This is a genomic window from Pseudomonas sp. 02C 26 (genome assembly GCF_002843585.1).
In the GTDB taxonomy this organism is placed as follows: domain Bacteria; phylum Pseudomonadota; class Gammaproteobacteria; order Pseudomonadales; family Pseudomonadaceae; genus Aquipseudomonas; species Aquipseudomonas shirazensis.
Genome location: NZ_CP025262.1, coordinates 390,784 through 410,607, shown reverse-complemented (window position 1 = coordinate 410,607; position 19,824 = coordinate 390,784). Strand labels below are relative to the sequence as shown.

The window sequence follows — 19,824 nt, the reverse complement described above, 5'->3', positions numbered from 1 at the left end:
TCACCGACCGCGCAGGAAGAGTTTGTCCAGATCGTCCAGGCCCATCTGGGTCCAGGTCGGTCGGCCGTGGTTGCACTGGCCGCTGCGCTCGGTGTTTTCCATGTCGCGAAGCAAGGCGTTCATCTCGGGGATCGCCAGGCGCCGGTTGGCGCGCACGGCGCCGTGGCAGGCCATGGTCCCGAGCAGCTCGTTGAGGTGCGCCTGGATGCGGTCGCTGGTGCCGTATTCCATCAGGTCAGCAAGCACGTCCTGCACCAGCCGATTGGCTTCGGCCTGTTTCAGCAACGCCGGGATCTGGCGAATCGCGACCGTCTCCGGGCCTAGCCGCTGCAGCTCGAAGCCGAGGCGCTGGAACCACTGTGCATGCTCTTCGGCGCAATCGGCTTCACGCTGGCTCATCGCCAAGGTTTCCGGCACCAGCAGCGGCTGGCCACTGAGGCCTTCGCTGGCCATGGCCACCTTGAGCCGCTCGTACATGATCCGCTCGTGGGCGGCATGCATGTCGACCAGCACCAGGCCTTGGGCGTTTTCGGCAAGGATGTAGATGCCCTTGAGCTGCGCCATGGCGTAGCCCAGCGGCGGAATATCGCCCTGGCCGTCGGGCAGCGCGACCGGCGCGGCGCTGTTCAGCGGCGCATAGAATTCGCGGTAAGCGGCCTGCGCTTCGGCCACGGGCAGTGGCTGCGAGGGGCGCGGCGTGTACTGGTACTGGTAACCCGCACCAGCGCCGGAGCCGGAGCCGGCTGGAGCAGGCTGCTGCTGTTCGAGCACAGGCGTGGCCAGGCGCATCTCGCCCTGAGGGCCGAACTCGCCAGCCAGCTGGCCACCAGCACGCACCAGCTCGGCGGCTGCGGCAGGGGCGGCCAGCTGACCTTCCGGGCGCACATCGGCCAGCGCGCGATGCAGGGTGCCGTAGAGAAAATCGTGAACCGTACGCCCTTCACGGAAGCGTACTTCGTGCTTGGTCGGGTGCACGTTGACGTCGACGCCGTTCGGCTCCAGCTCAAGGAACAACACAAAGGTCGGATGGCGGCCGTTGAACAGCACGTCGCGATACGCCTGGCGTACCGCATGGGCCACCAGCTTGTCGCGCACCGCCCGGCCGTTGACGAAGAAGTACTGCAGGTCAGCCTGGCTGCGCGAGAAGGTCGGCAAGCCGACCCAACCCCATAGGCGCAGGCCGTTGCGCTCGACGTCGATCGGCAGCGCCTGCTCAAGAAAGCCCGGACCACAGATCGCGCCGACTCGCCGCGCCCGCGACACATCATCGGCGGCCTCGTGCAGGCTGAGGATGCTCTTGCCGTTGTGACGCAGGTGGAAGCCGACATCGAAGCGTGCCAGTGCCAGGCGACGGATAACTTCCTGCAGGTGATCGAATTCGGTTTTCTCGGCCTTGAGGAACTTGCGCCGGGCCGGGGTATTGAAGAACAGGTCGCGCACTTCTACCGAGGTGCCGACCGGGTGCGCCGCAGGCTGTACCCGCGGGGTCATGTCGCGGCCTTCGGTCTCGACCTGCCAGGCTTCGCTGGCATCGGCGGTGCGCGAGGTCAGGGTCAGCCGCGCAACCGAACTGATCGACGCCAGTGCTTCACCCCGAAAGCCCAGGCTGAGTACGCCTTCAAGGTCTTCCAGCTCGCGAATCTTGCTGGTGGCGTGACGGGCCAGGGCCAGCGGCAGGTCATCCGGGGAGATGCCGCTGCCGTCGTCACGCACACGCAGCAGCTTGGTGCCACCCAGCTCGACCTCGACATCGATGCGCCGGGCACCGGAGTCGAGGCTGTTTTCCAGCAGCTCCTTGGCTACCGAGGCAGGTCGCTCGACTACTTCGCCGGCGGCAATCTGGTTGGCCAGTCGCGGGCTGAGCAGCTCGATGCGCGAACCACCGGTCATTGCTGCGACGCCAGGGTGGTACCCGGAATATCCAGATGCTGACCGACCTTCAGCTCATCGGTTTTCAGGCTGTTGCTGCTGCGCAGGGCAGCCACGCTGACCTGGTAACGCACGGCGATCATCGCCAAGGTTTCACCCGGACGCACGGTATGGTCACGCGGGCCTTGGGCAATCTTGCCGCTGTCACGCAGCCAGGCGATGTAGGTGCCAGGCGGCGGGCTCTGTTGGAAGTACTGGCGCAAGCCGGTGTGGATCGAGCGCGCCAGCGCCTGCTGGTGGCTCTTGGTAGCCAGCTTGGCGGCTTCGTTGGCGTTGGAGATAAATCCGGTTTCGACCAGGATCGACGGAATATCCGGCGATTTCAGCACCATGAAGCCCGCTTGCTCGACCCGGCGCTTGTGCAGCGAGGTGATGCGGCCCATGTTGCCCAGCACTTTTTGCCCGACATCCAGACTGGAGCTGAGCGTAGCGGTCATCGACAGGTCGAGCAGAACCCCGGCGAGCATGCGGTCCTTGTCGTCGAGGCTGACGTTGCCGGCACCGCCGATCAGGTCGGAGCGGTTTTCTGTGTCGGCCAGCCAGCGCGCGGTTTCCGAGGTAGCGCCGCGGTCAGACAAAGCGAACACCGAAGCACCAAAGGCGGCCTTCGACGGCGCGGCGTCGGCATGGATCGAAACGAACAGGTCTGCCCCCTTCTTGCGGGCGATCTCGGTGCGTTTGCGCAGCGGGATGAAGTAGTCGCCGGTACGGGTCAGCTCGGCGCGGTAGCCTTTCTCGCTGTTGATCTGGCGCTGCAACTCTTGAGCGATCTGCAACACGATGGTTTTTTCGTGCTGACCGCGCGAGCCGGAAGCGCCCGGGTCTTCGCCGCCGTGACCGGCGTCGATGGCAACCACGATATCGCGCTTGCCGCTCGGTGCTGGCGGCAGTTTGATCGCCGGCTGGGTCGGCGTTACCGGGATGGCCGGCGTGGTGGCCGGCGGCTGCACCGGCGTCGGCGCGGGCGTCGGCGTTGTGGCCGCGATGGCGTCGGCTTCCTGATCGTACAGGTCGACCACCAAGCGGTTACCATACTGGGCATTGGGCGCCAGAACGAAGCTTTTCGGGGTGACGGCCTTTTTCAGGTCGATGACCACGCGCAGGTCGGTCGGCGTGCGTTGCGCCGAGCGGACACTGCTGATCGGGGTGTTGGAGGTGGCCACGTTGAGCGGCGCGCCGAGGGTCGCACCATTGATATCGATAACCAGCCGATCCGGTGCGCTCAGCGTAAACACGCTGTGCTGCACGGGCCCGGAGAGGTCGAACACCAGTCGTGTGTTGTCCGGCGCGCGCCACAGACGCATGCTTTTTACTTGTGTGGCGGCCAGAGCGTTGACAGTCACTGCGCTGAGCAGCAGACCGACAACGACGACCAGTGCGCGTATGCGCATACCTAACCCCATTTACTGTTGAATTTTGTTGGCCAGCGCGGTGCACCAGGCTTGGCCACGAGCGCCCTGCGGCAACAGGTTAAGCGAGCGTCCGCCCGCTTGCGGGCTTATGGTAATGGTCAGGTCGGGCTTTGGCAAAACGCCCGCACCTTTATCGGGCCATTCGAACAGGCACAGGGCGTCACCTTCGAAGTAATCGCGAATGCCCAGGTACTCCAGCTCTTCCGGATCGACCAGCCGGTACAGGTCGAAGTGAAACGCCCGCACATCGCCGATTTCGTAGGGTTCGACCACGGTAAAGGTCGGGCTCTTGACCGGCCCGGTATGGCCCAGGCCACGGATCAGGCCACGCGACAGGGTGGTCTTGCCGGCGCCGAGGTCACCCTCGAGAAATATCACGCCATGACCGCCGGTCACTTCGGCCAGTCGCGCGCCGAAGGCCACAGTGGCTTCTTCGTCGGGCAGAAACAGGGTTACACCTGACACGCTGAATGCTCCTCCAATAATTCACGAATGACCGGCAGCAGATCACTGGCTGCCAGTCCCCTGCCCTTCACGCCCAGGCGCTCGCCAGCGCAGGCATGCAGCCACACGCCCAGGCATGCCGCCGACCAGCCATCCAGACCCTGCGCCAGCAATGCGCCAAGCACACCAGTTAGCACATCGCCCAGCCCTGCACCGGCCATCGCCGGGTGGCCTCGCTGGCACAACGCCAACTGTCCGTCCGGATCAGCCACCAGAGTACCCGCGCCTTTAAGCACGCAGATGCTGGCGTACCTGCGCGCCAGCTTGCGCGCAACGCCGGCACGGTCAGCCTGCACCGCCTCGGTGGAAATCCCCAACAAGCGCGCCGCCTCCCCTGGGTGCGGGGTGAGGATGCTCGCGCCGGGCACGGCCAACGGGCTGCTGGCGAGCATGTTCAACGCATCGGCATCCCACACCTGCGGCACATCGCTGTTGGCCACAGCCGACAGCAGGCTGCGCCCCCATGCGGCCTGGCCAAGCCCGGGGCCGACCACCAACACGGAAGCGCGGGCCAGCACCTCGATCAACTGATTGGCCGATGACACGCCCAGGCACATGGTCTCGGGCAGCCGGGTCAGCGCCGCTGAAACATGCTCAGGGCGCGTGGCGATGCTGACCAGGCCAGCACCACAGCGCAGCGCGGCCTCGCCACTGAGCAGCGCGGCGCCGCCGGTGCCGAGGTCGCCACCGACCACCAGCACATGGCCGAAATCGGTCTTGTGCGCGTCTGCACGGCGCGCCGGCAGCCGGGCGAGGTTGCCTCGGCTGAGGGTTTTTACCGCGTTGTCGGGGTGTTTGGTCTGGGGCATGGGGTCAAAGGCTCCGATGTCTGGCAGAATTATACGCACCTGAGCCTGTAATGCCTTGCCCATCCATGTCCGTTTGTATTCCTGACCTCGCCGCGCTGGCCCAATCGATCAAGGATTGGGGCCGCGAACTCGGCTTCGCCCACGTCGGTATCGCTGGTGTAGACCTGGGCGAGCATGAACAGCACCTGGAGCGCTGGCTTGCCGCCGGCTATCACGGCGAGCTGGACTATATGGCCGCGCATGGCAGCAAACGTTCCCACCCCGAGCAGTTGATCCCGGGGACACTGCGGGTGATCTCGCTGCGCATGGACTACCTGCCCGGCGATACGCGCATGGCGCAGGTGCTCGCACAGCCGGAAAAAGCTTACGTGTCGCGCTACGCGCTGGGCCGCGACTACCACAAGCTGGTGCGCAAACGCGTGCAGCACCTGGCCGACCGCATTCAGGCAGACATCGGCCCGTTCGGCTTTCGTGCTTTTGTCGACAGCGCGCCGGTGCTGGAGAAAGCCATCGCGCAGGAGGCCGGGCTGGGCTGGATCGGCAAGAACACCCTGCTGCTCAACCGCAAGGCCGGCAGCTACTTCTTTCTGGCTGAGTTGTTCGTCGACCTGCCGCTGCCGGTGGATGAAGCCCAGACCAGCGAGCACTGCGGCCGCTGTCAGGCGTGCCTGGACGTGTGCCCGACCAATGCCTTCGTCGGCCCGTATGTACTCGACGCACGGCGCTGCATTTCTTACCTGACCATCGAGCTGAAGCAGGCGATCCCGGTCGAGCTGCGCGCGATGATCGGCAATCGGGTGTTTGGCTGCGATGACTGCCAGATCGTCTGCCCGTGGAACCGCTTCGCCCGCCCCACCCAGGAAAACGACTTCAAGCCGCGTCACGGCCTGGACAATGCCGGCCTGGCCGAACTGTTCATGTGGGATGAGGCGACCTTTCTGGGCAATACCGAAGGCTCGCCGCTGCGCCGCGCCGGCTACGAACGCTGGCTACGCAATCTGGCCGTCGGGCTGGGCAACGCACCGTCGACCATTCCGGTGCTGGAGGCGCTGCAGGCACGCCGCGAGCACCCGTCCGAACTGGTCCGCGAGCATGTCGAGTGGGCGCTGGCCCAGCACGCAGAACGGCAGGCGCAGCCAGCGAGCTGAGTGACTACTGCTGGTCGTTATAGTGAAACTTGGGCATTTCCCAGTGAAAGCGGATCGCCAGCAAACGCACCAGAAAACCACCAAACAGAGTCAGCAGCGTGGCCTGCTCGGCCGGCAGATTGAAGTGCACGCAGCCCAGATAGAACCACGCCGCCGCAAACGACACGCTGGCATACAGCTCGCGGCGAAACACCAGCGGGATGTCGTTGCAGAAGATATCGCGCAGAATCCCGCCGAAGACCCCGGTGATCACCCCACTGATCGACGCCACCAGCAGGCCTTGGCCCATCTCCAGCGCAGTCATGCAGCCAATCAGGGTAAACGCCACCAGCCCCAGCGCATCGAGCACCAGAAACAGCGAGCGCAGATGGCGCATCAGTGGCGCGATAAAGATCGTCAGCAGTGCGGCAAAGCTGGTCAGCACCAGGTACTCGGGGTGTTTCACCCAGGTCAGCGGATAGTGCCCCAGCAGCACGTCGCGCACCGAGCCACCACCCAGCGCCGTCACGCAGGCGATCAGCACCACACCGAACCAGTCCATGCCGCGACGGCCGGCGGACAAGGCCCCGGTCATGGCTTCGGCGGTGATAGCGACGAGGTAGAGCATCAGCAACATGGTGCGAGTCCGTGCGAGAAAGGCGCGCAGTCTACCCAGTTGCACCCCGCACCAGAAGGGGGCGCACCGACTATCGTCAGCCGGCGCAGCACGCTTAAAACTTGATGAAGTGTTCGCGGTAGTGGCGCAGTTCTGCAATCGACTCGCGAATATCGTCCAGCGCCAGGTGGGTGCCACCCTTCTGGAAGCTGTCGCGCACCTCAGGGGCCCAGCGTGCAGCCAGTTCCTTGAGGGTAGAAACGTCGAGGTTGCGGTAGTGGAAGTAGCTTTCCAGCGACTTCATGTGGCGGTACAGGAAGCGCCGGTCCTGGCAGATGCTGTTGCCGCAGATCGGCGACTTGCCCTTCGGCACCCACTGCTGCAGAAACGCGATGGTCTGGGCCTCGGCTTCGGCCATGCTGATACGGCTGTCACGCACACGCTGGGTCAAGCCCGAGCCGCCGTGGGTTCGGGTGTTCCACTCATCCATGCGCGCCAGCATTTCATCGCTGTGGTGAATGGCGATCACCGGGCCTTCGGCCAGGGTGTTGAGGTTGCTGTCGGTAACGATGGTCGCCATCTCGATGATGACGTCGCTGTCCGGATCCAGACCGGTCATTTCCAGATCGATCCAGATCAGGTTCTGTGTGTTGTCCATGAAAGGCTCCTGAGATAGGCCGTCATAGTAGCTTAGTGGCCCGACCGGGTAATTGGCTTTGCTCGCTAATTCACTGTGTTCAACGATTCCACAGGCACCGCCCCAACCAAGGTTAACGAATAGGCCACAACAGGAGCATGCTAAACTGTCAGCCGTTTTCCAACCGCAAGCCACCACGGAACATTCATGGCCAAACGCCAGCTCAACCGCCGCCAAAACTGGCGCATCGAAAAAATCCAGGGCGAACGCGCCGAACGCGCCGCCAAACGCGAGCAGCACGTCTTGCAGGAACTGGAAGGCGGCGACCTCGGACCCGAGCAATTCGGCCTGGTCATCGCCCACTTTGGCGTCCAAGTCGAAGTCGAAGCCCAGGACGGCGACACAGTTGGCCAGATCTTCCGCTGCCACCTGCGCGCCAACCTGCCTGCACTGGTCACCGGTGACCGCGTGGTATGGCGAGCAGGCAACCAGGGCATCGGCGTCATCGTCGCGCAACTACCGCGCTCGACCGAGCTGACCCGCCCCAACAACCAGGGCGTGCTCAAGCCGGTAGCCGCCAACGTCGATCTGATCGTGATCGTCTTTGCCCCCGCCCCTGAGCCCCACGCCAACCTGATCGACCGCTACCTGGTCGCCGCCGAGCACGCCGGCATTCGCCCGTTGCTGTTGCTGAACAAGGCCGACCTGATCAACGAGCAAAACGCACCGGCGCTGAATGCCTTGCTCGAGGTCTACCGCGACCTGGGCTACCCCCTGCTGGAGGTGTCGGCGCACCACGGCGACGGCATGCAGCAGCTGCAAAAAATGCTCGATGGCCACGTCAGCGTATTTGTCGGCCAGTCCGGTGTCGGCAAGTCGTCGCTGGTCAACAGCCTGCTGCCGCAGGCGCACACGCGGGTGGGTGATCTGTCCGAGTGGTCTGGCCAGGGTACCCATACCACCACCACGGCGCGGCTTTATCACTTCCCCAACGGCGGTGACCTGATCGACTCCCCCGGTATTCGTGAATTCGGCCTGGTGCACGTCAGCCGCGATGATGTCGAAGCCGGCTTCATCGAGTTCAGCGAACTGTTCGGCACCTGTCGCTTTCGCGACTGCAAGCACGACCGCGAGCCAGGCTGCGCCTTGCTTAAAGCGCTGGACGAAGGCCGGATCAAGCCACAGCGTATGCACAGCTACCGCTCGATCATCGCCAGCCTGACCGAAGACAGCTATTAACAGCTGGGGCAGGTAAGTCGGGGCTGCTTTGCAGCCCCAATCGGCCTAACTGACTGGCATTACCGCATTGCGGCCCTTTTTTGCTGTGCCGCAGGCGGTTATTCCTTCGGCTCGTCCATCTTCAAGGTACCGTCCTCGAAGATATTGAGCTTCTGCCGTAGCTCACGCGGCTGCATCGGCGCCTCGCCGGCACCAGCGGGCGCTGCTACACCTGGCGCTGCCGAGCCTGGCGCCGCGGGTGCGTCAGATGCCGGCGGTGCATCCGGAGTGCCCTGCTCGCCCTCGATATTGCGCTGGGCCTTCTTGGTCAGAACGATGATATCGATGCGCCGGTTGACCGGGTTGAACGGGTTCTTGCGATCGAACAGCGACGACGAGGCATAACCCACCACCCGCGCCACCTGATCATCCGGATAGCCACCCGCCACCAGCGCACGTCGCGCAGCGTTGGCACGGTTGGCCGACAGCTCCCAGTTGCCGTAGTCACCGCTACCGGCATAGGCCTTGGCATCGGTGTGGCCGCTGACGCTGATCTTGTTCGGCACCGCCTTGATGGTGTCGGCCATGGCCAGCAGAATGTCCTCGAAGTACGGCTGCAAACGCGCGCTGCCGATATCGAACATCGGCCGGTTCTCGGCATCCATGATCTGGATACGCAGGCCGTCCTGGGTGATCTCGAACAGGATCTGATCCTTGAACTTCTGCAGTTGCGGGTTTTCTTCGACCTTGTTCTGCAGCTCCTGCAAGAGCAGGTTCAGGCGTTCCTTTTCAACCTGCTCGGCCATGGTCTCGACCTGATCCTTGTCCAGCTGCACGCTGGTGTCGGGAGTCGGCTCGGACTTCACCTCAGGGTTGATGGTCTTGTCCGGCGCCAGCTCCGGCGAGCCACCCAGGTCAATCACATACGGCGTACCGCTTTCGGAGAAGCCGATCGGGTCCTTGAAGTAGCCGGCGATGGCGATCTTCTGCTCTGGGGTGGCCGTCGACATCAGCCACAGCACCAGGAAGAACGCCATCATCGCCGTCGCGAAGTCGGCAAAGGCGATCTTCCAGGCGCCGCCATGGTGACCGCCGCCAAAGCGCTTGACGCGCTTGATGATTATCGGCTGATTGTTTTCCATGAATCAGCGACCGCGAACTGCTTGTTCCAGCTCGGCGAAGCTCGGACGGTGCTTGGGGTACAGCACCTTGCGCCCGAATTCCACGGCCAGTGACGGCGGCATGCCCGAGGCCGAAGCCACCAGCGACGCCTTGATCGACTCGTACAGATTGACCTCTTCCTTGGCATCGTGAGCCAGGCAGGTAGCCAGTGGGCCGAAGAAACCGTACGCAGCAAGAATACCGAAGAAGGTACCCACCAGCGCCGCACCTACGTGCATGCCGATGGCAGCCTGGTCGCCCTCACCCAACGAGGCCATGGTGACGACGATACCCAGTACCGCCGCAACGATACCGAAGCCAGGCATGCCGTCGGCGATCCCGGTGACCGCGTGCGAAGGGTGGTCGAGTTCTTCCTTGAGGCTCAGCAGCTCCATGTCGAACAGGCCTTCGAGCTCGTGCGGAGCCATGTTGCCGGTGGACATGATGCGCAGGTAGTCGCAGATGAACGCAGTCATGCGCTCATCACCCAGCACTGCCGGGTACTTGGCGAAGATCGGGCTGGCCGAGGCGTCTTCGATATCGCCTTCGATCGCCATCATGCCTTCGCGGCGGCTCTTGTTGAGGATCTCGTAGACCAGGCCCAACACCTCCAGGTAGAAGGTATGGGTGAAACGTGAGCCGAACATCTTCATCGACTTCTTGATCACGTGCATGGTCATGTAGCCAGGGTTGGCCTGCAGGAACGCGCCAAACGCAGCCCCGCCAATGATGAGCACTTCGAACGGCTGGATCAGCGCCGCAATCTTGCCGTGGGAAAGCACGTAGCCTGCGATCACGCTCGCGAAGACGACGATGATGCCGATAATTTTAGCCATAGGTTCAAAGCACTTGAAGTCGAGGTCAGGGTCGGGGACGGGAGCTTGAAAACTCTTCTTCTACTTATCGGCAGAACTGCGCCAGACTATAGCCACTCCAAGTGAAAAGCCAGTTCGGACTGATGTCAAAATGCCAATTGAAACCAAGGTACCAAGTCAGACGCCACGCACTTTAGACCGCTGGATAAAACTGCTGGATGACGTGCGCCTGCCCGTGCCCAAGGAAAGCCACGACCGGGTAATGGCGGCCATCAATGACAACCGTCGGTCATTGCGCGACATCGCCGAACTGATGCAGGACAGCCCCGCCTTGGTGCTGTCGGTCATGCGTGAGGCCAATCACTCGGCCAACGCCAGCCAGGCCGAGCCGGCCGAGAGCCTCGAAGTTGCCCTCAATCGCCTCGGACTTGAGCGCAGCGCACAGCTGCTGGCGCGCCTGCCGGCCTTGCCCGGCGATGACATCCCGCCGGTACTGCGCCAGTTTCTGTTGATCAGCCAGCATGCCGCGCAGCAGGCCAGTGGCCTGTTCGCCAGCCGCCTGGCGCGGCTGTGGCAGGAGATTCACTGGGGCAGCCTGCTGTTCCTGTCGCCGCTGTGGCCGATGGCCGTGACCTACCCCAAGCTGCTCGACACCTGGGAGCTGCGGGTTATCCACAAGGGCGAAAACGCTGCCGAGGTCGAGATCGAGCTGTTTGGCGTACGCCTGATGGAGCTGTGCCAGGCGGTCGCCCTGCACTGGCGCCTGCCGGAGTGGGTAACCCAGGGCTACCGCCTGCTTACCAGCGAACGCGAACAATTGGCTCAGGTATTCAACATTGCCCGCGAGACGGACAGCCTCGAGCAGCAGCATCGGCTGGATGAAGAACCAGGCCTGCGCCGCTGGTTCAACCAACCGGCCAACACCGTATTGCTGGCCAACGGCCTAGCACTGGCGGCGCAAGTCGGCTGGGACAACCCGCACCTGCTGCGCTGGCAACTGCTGACCGCGCTGTATTTGCAGACCTCGCTGGACGACGTCCAGCAGCAGGTTCACCAGCAAGCCGCAGCGAGTGCCCGCCATCACGCCCGCCACGCCCTGTTCCACCCGGCCGAAGCGTTGATCTGGCCATGGCAGCAGCGCCGTCCGCACCCGGACATGCTCACACCACCGCCGCCGCCTGCAGAAAACCTGGAGCGCTGGCGCTCGCTGTGCGCCGAAATGCTGGCCCAGCCCAGCCGCTTCAGCAATGCCGTGCACCTGGCTACCCACGCCCGCGATGCACTGCTCGCCTGCGGCATGCAGCGGGTACTGCTGCTGACCTACGACAAGGCCACTGATGCCTTGCGCGTGCAGCAGACTGCTGGCCTGCCCAAGGAAGCAGCTGCACTGAACCTGGCAGTCAAACAGAACAAACTGTTACAACGCTTGACCAGTCAGGCCGGGCAATTGCGCCTGACGCCGGACAACCACGCCCAGTTCGCCGCCCTGCTGCCAGCGCCGATCAATGCCCTGTTCCCCAGCGAGCACCTGCTGCTGCGCTCGCTGGCGGTCAATGGCCAGGTAATCATGCTGCTGCTTGCCGATCAGGCGGGCCGCCCGCTGGCCGACGTCAGCGTGCAGGCACTGGGCAAGACCGCGCAGTGTATCGAGCGCGCTCTGGCTACCTTCGCCACCCGCAGTAGCTGAGCCTTACGCTACAATCGCCCCCTCGCGTTCCACCTGGAGACTGTGGATGACTGATTTTTCCGGCTTGCCGCTGGTTATCGAAGCGCAAGACCTGTTGCCACGCCTGGGCTCGCCCGCGCTGATCGTGGTCGACCTGACCAGCGCCAACCGCTATGGCAGTGGCCACGTACCCGGTGCGCGCTTCGTCGACCCCAAGCGTACCCAGCTGGGCCAACCGCCGGCGCCTGGGCTACTGCCGGCGCGCGCCGACCTGGAAAAGCTGTTCGCCGAACTCGGCCATCGTGACGATGCCGTCTATGTGGTTTACGACGACGAAGGCGGTGGCTGGGCCGGGCGTTTCATCTGGCTGCTGGATGTCATCGGTCATGCGCAGTATCACTACCTCAACGGTGGTATCCAGGCCTGGCCGGCTGATCAGCTGTCGACCGAGACGCCCGCCAGCGCCACCGGCTCGGTCAGCCTGACCATAAAAGACGAGCCGACCGCCACCCGCGAATACCTGCAGAGCCGCCTCGGCGCTGCCGACCTGGCCATCTGGGACGCTCGCGCGCCGGGTGAATACCGGGGCGAGAAAGTGCTCGCGGCCAAAGGCGGGCACATCCCCGGCGCCGTCAACTTTGAGTGGACAGCAGGCATGGACATGAATGACCACCTGCGCATCCGCAAGGACATGGCCGAGATCCTGCAAAATCTGGGTATCACCCCCGACAAGGAAGTGATCACCCATTGCCAGACCCATCACCGTTCAGGCTTTACCTATCTGGTGGCCAAGTCCCTCGGCTACCCCCGGGTCAAGGCGTACGCCGGCTCGTGGGGCGAATGGGGCAACCATCCGGACACGCCCGTAGAGGTTTAAGGAAATTCAATGAAATCGCGTTTGTTCATCATCAGTCAGTACCTGCTGCCGCACCATCTGCTGTCACGCCTGGCCGGTTGCGTTGCCGAGTGCCGCGCACGCTGGTTCAAGAATGCCTTCACCGCCTGGTTCGCCAAGCGTTATCAGGTCGACATGTCCGAAGCACTGGTCGAAGACCTCAGCGCCTTTGAGCACTTCAACGCCTTCTTCACCCGCGCCCTGAAGCCAGGTGCGCGCCCGCTGGATGAAACTCCAGGGGCCATTCTGTGCCCGGCCGATGGCGCCGTCAGCCAACTCGGCCCGATCGAGCACGGCCGCATCTTCCAGGCCAAGGGCCATGGTTACAGCGCGCTGGAGCTGCTCGGCGGCGATCCGGCGCTGGCCGCACCGTTCATGGGCGGCGAGTTCGCCACCATCTACCTGTCGCCGAAGGACTACCACCGCGTGCACATGCCGCTGGCCGGCACCCTGCGCGAGATGGTCTACGTGCCAGGCCGGCTGTTCTCGGTCAACCAGACCACTGCCGAAAACGTACCGGAGCTGTTTGCCCGCAACGAGCGCGTGGTCTGCCTGTTCGATACCGAGCGCGGGCCGATGGCCGTGGTGCTGGTCGGGGCGATGATCGTGGCTTCGATCGAAACCGTCTGGGCCGGGCTGGTCACGCCGCCCAAGCGTGAGCTGAAGACCTTCCGCTACGACGAAGCCAGCCGCACACCGATCCACCTGGAAAAAGGCGCCGAACTGGGCCGTTTCAAGCTGGGCTCCACTGCCATCGTGCTGTTTGGCCCGGAGCAGGTGAAGTGGGCTGAAAGCCTCGGTGCCGGCTCTGCCGTGCGCATGGGTGAACTGCTGGCAGTGCCGACCGCAGTCTGATCCGCCGCCTAATAAAAGGCCCCGCATGGCGCAAACCATGCGGGGCCTTTTAGTTTGTCGGAGCCGCAAAAGCGGCCCCTTACAGCCTCAGATCAGCCGCGAGCGTCGCGGTCGCGCAAGCCGAGCAGATACAGCACACCATCCAGACCAAGGGTCGAGATCGCCTGTTTGGCCGACTGGCGCACCAGTGGTTTGGCGCGGAAGGCCACGCCCAGCCCTGCCAGCGACAGCATGGGCAGATCGTTGGCGCCGTCGCCTACAGCGATGGTCTGTGCCAGTTGCAGGCCTTCCTTGCTGGCCAGCTCCTGCAACAGGTCAGCTTTACGCTGGGCATCGACAATTGGCTCGATGGCCACGCCTGTGACCTTGCCGTCGACCACTTCCAGTTCGTTGGCGAATACATAGTCGATACCCAGCCGCGCCTGTACCTGCTTGGCGAAGTAGGTAAAGCCACCGGACAGGATGGCGGTCTTGTAACCCAGGCGCTTGAGCTCGGCGAACAGGTTTTCGGCGCCCTCGGTCAAGCGCAGCGATGCGCCGATCTCGTCCAGTACCTTAACGTCCAGGCCTTTGAGCAACGCCATGCGCTCCTTGAAGCTGGCGCGAAAATCCAGCTCGCCGCGCATGGCCCGCTCGGTAATGGCGGAAACCTGCTCGCCGACGCCGGCGGCCTTGGCCAGCTCGTCGATGACTTCGGCTTCGATCAGCGTCGAATCCATGTCGAACACCGCCAGCCGGCGGTTGCGGCGGAACAGGTCATCCTTCTGGAAGGCGATATCCACGGCCAGCTCTTCAGACAACGTGAAGAACGCGGCACGCAGGGCCTGAGCATCACTCGGCTCGCCGCGCACAGAAATCTCCAGACACGCTTTGCCGTGCTCGCTGTCGGCGTTCAGCGCCACCCGCGCCGACAGGCGTTCGATGCGCTCGATGGTCAGGCCATACTGGCTGATGATCGCACTGACCCGCTGCAGCTGCTCGGGGGTGACCTTGCGGCTGAGCAAGGTGACAATCTGCCGGGCGTCGCCCTGGCCATCGGCCCAGTGCTGGTAGTCAGCCTCGGAAATCGGTGTGTAGCGTGCCTGCAGATTGAGCTCGTGGGCCTTGCTCTGCACGCTGTGCAGCAACTGCGTGGCGACTTCGTTATCCGGGATATCGACGAGGATGCCGAACGACAAAGTGCCGTGCATCACGGCCAGGCCGATGTCGAGAATGTTCACACCGCCCTGGAGCAGGACGCCGGTGATGGCGGCAGTGAGACCTGGGCGGTCTTCACCGGTGATGTTGATCAGAACGATTTCGCGCACAACCTGGCTCCGACTTCGATGAAAAATGCGCATTCTACCGACTTTCGGTGACTATCGGGCGCCACTTGCACTTTGCCGACAAATGCCGGGTCGCTATACTGCGCAGCACTTTCTCGTCATAAAGAGCCGCGCTCTGTGAACCGGCCCACGCCAGTTAAATCCGATAACTTCTTCCTGATGCTGTTCCATGCTCTGCGCCAACGCCGCGTACCCTTGGCATTGCGTATCGCCAGCACCAATATTTTCCTGGTGGCCATGGCGCTGGTGATCTATGCCTGCGTGATGGGCCTGCAGTTCAAGCAGGCCATGCATGAGCAGGCGGACGCCCTGGGGCAGAGCCTGACCATCCAGACGGCCACCTCGGCGACCGAACTGCTGGTGTCCAACGACATCCTCAGCCTCAACGTGCTGCTGGGCAATCTGGTGAAGAACCCGCTGGTGGCCCACGCCGCCATCTACAGCGTCGACAACCGCATCCTCGCCGAGGCCGGTCAGCGCCCGAAAAACACCCTGCTGGGTGAAGCCGAAGGCCTGTACCAGACCAAGATCACCTTTCAGGACGTGACCGCCGGGCAACTGCGCATCAGCCTGGACATGAGCGAGTTCCAGCAACCGATGCTGATCAGCTTGCAGAGCATGGGTATTCTGGCGGGGATCCTGCTGGTCTTGGCCCTGACCCTGAGCCTGCGCCTGGGCCGCTACATCTCCACGCCGCTGCTGCAGCTGCGGGTCTGGCTGCGTGATCCGCACCCGTACACCCCGGCCATCGATCGTCAGGACGAGATCGGCGACCTTGCCCGTCAGTTGCATGCCCGCCTCGCGCCACCGCCGCCGCCTGAGCCGGAAGAAGAGGAAGAGCACGACGACGAGCATGACTTCGCCGACCTTGATCACGCCCCGGCAACCACCAGTGTCGCTGCCCGCAGCCGGGCTATTGCCCAGCAGGATGAGGAAGACGATGAAGCCTTTGCCGGCCTGATCGACGTCGAGCAAAGCAGCGCCAAGCCGGTTGTGGCCGCGCCCGTCTCGACCGAACCGCAGTACAGCGCCGTACTGGCCGTACAGCTGGGTTCGCAGGAGCAACTGCGCCGCCTGCCGCGCACGCGCCTGACCGAGCTGCTCGAGCGTTATCGCGACTGCCTCGAGCAGGCTGCTTCGCTGTATGAAGGTGAAACCTTCACCCTGACCGACGGCAGCACCCTGCTGCTGTTCCACAGCCGCGAGACGGGTGAAGACTACCTGACCAATGCCATCTGCTGCGGCGAGCTGCTGCGCGCCCTGGGCCATGCCCTGCAGATCGAAGTGGCCGATAGCGGCATCACCTTGCAGCTGCAACTGGGGCTGACCGTGGGTGATGACCTGCAAGGACTCGAGCAGGTCGATCTGCTGATGACCGAAAAAGCCCAGGATGCCCTGGCCCTGTCGCAGCACAGCCGCAACCTGCTGTTGGTCGAGCGCAAGATCACCGATGATGCGCTGGTCCGCCAACGCGCCCGCATCCGCCCGATTGCCAGCCCTGAGGGTGCATGCTGTGTCGAGCGGTTGATGGAGCCGTACCCGTCGATGCTGGAGCGGCAACTGGCGCGCATGCACGAGCGCCGGGCCTGAGGATTGGTCCACCCTGTGGGAGCGGGTGAACCCGCTCCCACAACCCGCATAAACAAAAAGGCCGCCCCCACAGATTTCTGCAGGGGCGGCCTTTGCAAGCGCCTCAATTCAAACTCAGAACCTGAACACTTCCATATCGGTACGCACCGGCGAAGCAATCGGGATCTTCGACTTCTCTGGGGTCTTCTTGACCTGCACTGGCGCCGCCGGCTTCTTGCGGGTTTCTTCAGCCAGGGCCGGCTGATTGGCCAGCGGCTTGACCGCGTTGCTCAACTGCTCGGCCAGCTTCTGCAACAACTGCCCTTGCGCCTGCACCTGGGAAGACTCGCTGCCCTCATGCGGTTGCTCAAGGTGCACTATGCGGTTGTCACGCACGTTGCCGCGGCGATCCAGCAGGCGCCACTGTGCATCCAGAATGGCCGGCTGATCCTTGCCCGAATCCAGCCGAGTGATCGACAGCAGCACCTGCACGTCCGGCGCAAAACCACTGCTCGCCGGCGCCAGCACCACCCGTTGGCTGTCCAGGCGCCAGGCCAGCTGGCGCACCAGCAGCTGGTCAATATCCGAAGACAGGCTGCCCGCCCAACGACCGTCCGTCGCCGAAGTCAGGCTGCCGTCTGCCTGGCGCTGCAAAAAGGTCTCGCGCTGCAGGTAGTCAGCCACCGAAACCGGGCCAAGCACCACAGCCATACCGGCACTCTGCGAAGGCTGGCCAGGTTCACCACTGTCCAGCTGATACAGGGCAACCGGCTGGTGCACACTGCACCCGCCCAGGCCCAGCAGGCCGGTCATCAACAGCGCAAATGGAAAGCGCGGAAATTTCATCATCCCATCCAGGTGGCAGCCATTCGGCACACCGCAGTGATACACATGTAGAGTCTTTGGGGCGCTCGGCCACGCCGGCGCCGCGAGCGACTATCATCCGCGAAAAGGTCGTCCGACTCCAGTAGTTCCGCCGCGAACAACGCCGAAAGTGCCGGTTCAGACGACTCGCCTGGTTAGCTCGAAGCTTCCACCAGCAGCCCATCGACGCGCTGGAAGCCGCGGGGCAGCTTGCTGCCTCGCCGACCGCGTTCGCCCTTGTAGTGCTCCAGATCATCTGGTTTGAGCGACAGGGTACGCTTGCCAGCCTGCAATACAAGGGTCGAACCCTCGCTGATGACGGCCAGGTCGGTGACGTACTCCTCGCGACTGGCAACCCGGTCGCCCGGTACGCCAATGATCTTGTTGCCCTTGCCCTTGCCCAGCTGCGGCAGGTCGGCGACCTTGAACACCAGCAAGCGGCCTTCGGTGGTCACCGCTGCCAGCCAGTCCTGCTCGCGGTTGCTCACCGGCCGCGGCGGGATCACCTTGGCACCGTTGGGCAGGCTGAGCAAACCCTTGCCGGCCTTGTTCTTGGCCTGCAGGTCTTCGCCCTTGACCACGAAGCCGTAACCCGCGTCGGAGGCCACCACATACAGGGCGTCGTCCTCGGGCAGCAGCACGCACTCGAAGGTCGCCCCCGGCGGCGGTGTCAGCCGCCCGGTCAGCGGCTCGCCCTGGCCACGGGCCGAGGGCAACGTATGTGCGGCCACCGAATAACTGCGCCCGGTGGAGTCGATCAGCACGGCAAACTGGTTGGAGCGCCCCGCCGCAGCGGCCTTGAAGCCGTCACCGGCCTTGTAGGAAAGCCCGGTGGCATCGATGTCATGGCCCTTGGCGCAACGCACCCAGCCTTTTTCCGAAAGCACCACGGTGACCGGCTCGGTCGGCATCAGCTCGTTTTCCGAGAGTGCCTTGGCTTCGCTGCGCTCGACAATTGGCGAGCGACGGTCGTCGCCATACTTCTCGGCATCTTTGATCAGCTCGCTGCGCACCAGCTTTTTCAGCTTGGCGTCGCTACCCAGCAGGGCTTGCAGCTTGGCCTGCTCTTTAAGCAGTTCGTCCTGCTCACCGCGGATTTTCATTTCTTCCAGGCGAGCCAGCTGACGCAAGCGGGTCTCGAGGATATATTCGGCCTGGATCTCGGTCAGCTCGAAGCGGGCAATCAGCGCCTGCTTGGGGTGCTCTTCGGTACGGATGATGTGGATAACTTCATCCAGGTTGAGAAACGCCGTGAGCAAGCCGTCCAACAGGTGCAGGCGCCGCTCGACCTTGTCCAGGCGGTGCTGCAGGCGCCGGCGCACGGTGCCGACGCGGAACTGCAACCATTCCTGCAGCAACAGCCGCAGGTTTTTCAGTTGCGGCCGGCCATCGAGGCCGATGATGTTGACGTTGACCCGGTAGCTGCTTTCCAGATCAGTGGTGGCGAACAGGTGCTGCATCAGCTCGTCGGCATCGACCCGATTGGAGCGCGGGATGATCACGATTCGGCATGGGTTCTCATGATCGGACTCGTCGCGCAGGTCAGCCACCATTGGCAGCTTCTTGGCCTGCATCTGCGCAGCGATCTGCTCGAGCACCTTGGCCCCGGAAACCTGGTGCGGCAAGGCGGTGACGACAATGTCGCCATCCTCGACGCGGTACACCGCACGCATGCGGATCGAGCCTTTGCCGCTCTCGTACATCTTCAAGATGTCGGCACGCGGCGTGATGATCTCGGCTTCGGTCGGATAGTCCGGGCCTTGAATGTGCTCGCACAGCTGCTCGATGGTCGCTTTCGGCTCGTCGAGCAGGCGCACACAGGCGCTGGCGACTTCGCGCAGGTTGTGCGGCGGCACATCGGTGGCCATGCCCACAGCAATACCGGTGGTGCCGTTGAGGAGGATATTCGGCAGCCGCGCCGGCAGAACCGACGGCTCCTGCAGAGTGCCGTCGAAGTTGGGCACCCAGTCGACCGTGCCCTGGCCGACTTCGTCGAGCAGCACTTCGGAGTAGCGCGACAGGCGCGCCTCGGTATAACGCATGGCCGCGAACGACTTCGGATCGTCCGGCGCACCCCAGTTGCCCTGGCCGTCGACCAGGGTATAGCGGTAGCTGAACGGCTGCGCCATCAGCACCATGGCTTCATAGCAGGCCGAGTCGCCGTGCGGGTGGAACTTGCCGAGCACGTCGCCGACGGTACGCGCCGACTTCTTGTGCTTGGAATCGGCATCCAGACCCAACTCGCTCATGGCATAGACAATGCGCCGCTGCACAGGCTTGAGGCCGTCGCCGATATGCGGCAGGGCGCGGTCCATGATCACGTACATGGAGTAGTTGAGGTAGGCCTGTTCGGTGAAGTCAGCCAGGGAACGGCGCTCGACGCCGTCGAGACTGAGTTCCAGTGAGTCGCTCATGCGGGCCT

17 protein-coding genes are annotated in these 19,824 nt (G+C 63.7%); 6 read left to right on the top strand and 11 right to left on the bottom strand.

The window, feature by feature from the left end; all coding sequences use genetic code 11:
- From mutL to CXQ80_RS01790, 4 genes are read right to left on the bottom strand one after another with little or no spacing between them, the layout of a single operon-like run.
- A complete protein-coding gene (gene mutL / locus CXQ80_RS01805) occupies nucleotides 1-1,890 on the bottom strand; it encodes a DNA mismatch repair endonuclease MutL (protein WP_101315905.1) in 1,890 nt (629 codons plus the stop codon).
- Nucleotides 1,887-3,332 (bottom strand): N-acetylmuramoyl-L-alanine amidase, encoded by a 1,446-nt coding sequence (locus CXQ80_RS01800; protein WP_178080739.1) that lies wholly within the window; start codon nucleotides 3,330-3,332, stop codon nucleotides 1,887-1,889. Before CXQ80_RS01800 ends, mutL begins: the two co-directional genes overlap by 4 nt.
- Nucleotides 3,333-3,806, bottom strand: coding sequence for a tRNA (adenosine(37)-N6)-threonylcarbamoyltransferase complex ATPase subunit type 1 TsaE (gene tsaE, locus CXQ80_RS01795; protein WP_101315901.1), 474 nt, complete (start codon nucleotides 3,804-3,806; stop codon nucleotides 3,333-3,335).
- Nucleotides 3,794-4,654 carry an NAD(P)H-hydrate dehydratase gene (locus CXQ80_RS01790; RefSeq protein WP_256585675.1) on the bottom strand — a complete coding sequence of 287 codons (861 nt, stop codon included), beginning with the start codon at nucleotides 4,652-4,654 and terminating at the stop codon, nucleotides 3,794-3,796. The genes tsaE and CXQ80_RS01790 overlap by 13 nt, the downstream gene beginning before the upstream one ends.
- 65 nt (nucleotides 4,655-4,719) lie before the next feature.
- On the opposite strand from CXQ80_RS01790, the gene queG reads away from it, so the two are divergent.
- On the top strand, nucleotides 4,720-5,802 hold the full coding sequence (gene queG / locus CXQ80_RS01785; protein WP_101315897.1) for a tRNA epoxyqueuosine(34) reductase QueG: 1,083 nt from the start codon (nucleotides 4,720-4,722) through the stop codon (nucleotides 5,800-5,802).
- 4 nt (nucleotides 5,803-5,806) lie between these two features.
- Here queG and CXQ80_RS01780 read toward each other — a convergent pair whose 3' ends face one another.
- Together CXQ80_RS01780 and orn are read right to left on the bottom strand one after the other, a co-directional pair.
- Nucleotides 5,807-6,418: a trimeric intracellular cation channel family protein gene (locus CXQ80_RS01780; RefSeq protein ID WP_101315895.1), complete on the bottom strand. Its 612-nt coding sequence runs from the start codon at nucleotides 6,416-6,418 to the stop codon at nucleotides 5,807-5,809.
- A gap of 94 nt (nucleotides 6,419-6,512) precedes the next feature.
- Nucleotides 6,513-7,055, bottom strand: coding sequence for an oligoribonuclease (gene orn, locus CXQ80_RS01775; RefSeq protein WP_101315893.1), 543 nt, complete (start codon nucleotides 7,053-7,055; stop codon nucleotides 6,513-6,515).
- A gap of 186 nt (nucleotides 7,056-7,241) precedes the next feature.
- Here orn and rsgA point away from each other — a divergent pair, with 186 nt between their 5' ends.
- Nucleotides 7,242-8,273 carry a small ribosomal subunit biogenesis GTPase RsgA gene (gene rsgA, locus CXQ80_RS01770; protein ID WP_101315891.1) on the top strand — a complete coding sequence of 344 codons (1,032 nt, stop codon included), beginning with the start codon at nucleotides 7,242-7,244 and terminating at the stop codon, nucleotides 8,271-8,273.
- A 98-nt stretch (nucleotides 8,274-8,371) separates the two neighbouring features.
- On the opposite strand, the gene motB is transcribed toward rsgA, so the two are convergent.
- Both motB and motA read right to left on the bottom strand, forming a co-directional pair.
- Nucleotides 8,372-9,394: a flagellar motor protein MotB gene (gene motB / locus CXQ80_RS01765; protein WP_101315889.1), complete on the bottom strand. Its 1,023-nt coding sequence runs from the start codon at nucleotides 9,392-9,394 to the stop codon at nucleotides 8,372-8,374.
- Between the two features lie 3 nt (nucleotides 9,395-9,397).
- On the bottom strand, nucleotides 9,398-10,249 hold the full coding sequence (gene motA / locus CXQ80_RS01760; RefSeq protein ID WP_101315887.1) for a flagellar motor stator protein MotA: 852 nt from the start codon (nucleotides 10,247-10,249) through the stop codon (nucleotides 9,398-9,400).
- A gap of 130 nt (nucleotides 10,250-10,379) precedes the next feature.
- Between motA and CXQ80_RS01755 the strand changes: the two genes are divergently transcribed.
- The 3 genes from CXQ80_RS01755 to asd are packed head-to-tail and all read left to right on the top strand — an operon-like array spanning nucleotide 10,380 to nucleotide 13,644.
- A complete protein-coding gene (locus CXQ80_RS01755) occupies nucleotides 10,380-11,915 on the top strand; it encodes an HDOD domain-containing protein (protein WP_101315885.1) in 1,536 nt (511 codons plus the stop codon).
- 46 nt (nucleotides 11,916-11,961) lie between these two features.
- On the top strand, nucleotides 11,962-12,771 hold the full coding sequence (locus CXQ80_RS24890; protein WP_218195358.1) for a rhodanese-like domain-containing protein: 810 nt from the start codon (nucleotides 11,962-11,964) through the stop codon (nucleotides 12,769-12,771).
- A 9-nt stretch (nucleotides 12,772-12,780) separates the two neighbouring features.
- Complete coding sequence (asd, locus tag CXQ80_RS24885) at nucleotides 12,781-13,644, top strand: archaetidylserine decarboxylase (protein ID WP_218195357.1); 864 nt, start codon at nucleotides 12,781-12,783, stop codon at nucleotides 13,642-13,644.
- Nucleotides 13,645-13,736: 92 nt separating this feature from the next.
- On the opposite strand, the gene serB is transcribed toward asd, so the two are convergent.
- The gene (gene serB / locus CXQ80_RS01745) at nucleotides 13,737-14,951 is read right to left on the bottom strand and encodes a phosphoserine phosphatase SerB (protein WP_101315883.1); all 1,215 of its coding nucleotides are present in this window, start codon (nucleotides 14,949-14,951) and stop codon (nucleotides 13,737-13,739) included.
- Between the two features lie 135 nt (nucleotides 14,952-15,086).
- Here serB and CXQ80_RS01740 point away from each other — a divergent pair, with 135 nt between their 5' ends.
- Entirely contained in the window at nucleotides 15,087-16,559 is a 1,473-nt protein-coding gene (locus tag CXQ80_RS01740) for a histidine kinase (protein ID WP_101315881.1), read from the top strand.
- Nucleotides 16,560-16,673: 114 nt separating this feature from the next.
- Here the strand turns inward: CXQ80_RS01740 and CXQ80_RS01735 are convergent, their stop codons facing one another.
- Nucleotides 16,674-17,384, bottom strand: coding sequence for a membrane integrity-associated transporter subunit PqiC (locus CXQ80_RS01735; protein WP_101315879.1), 711 nt, complete (start codon nucleotides 17,382-17,384; stop codon nucleotides 16,674-16,676).
- Nucleotides 17,385-17,557: 173 nt separating this feature from the next.
- Nucleotides 17,558-19,816, bottom strand: a complete 2,259-nt coding sequence (parC, locus tag CXQ80_RS01730) for a DNA topoisomerase IV subunit A (protein ID WP_101315877.1) — start codon at nucleotides 19,814-19,816, stop codon at nucleotides 17,558-17,560.
- Nucleotides 19,817-19,824 lie beyond the last annotated feature (8 nt).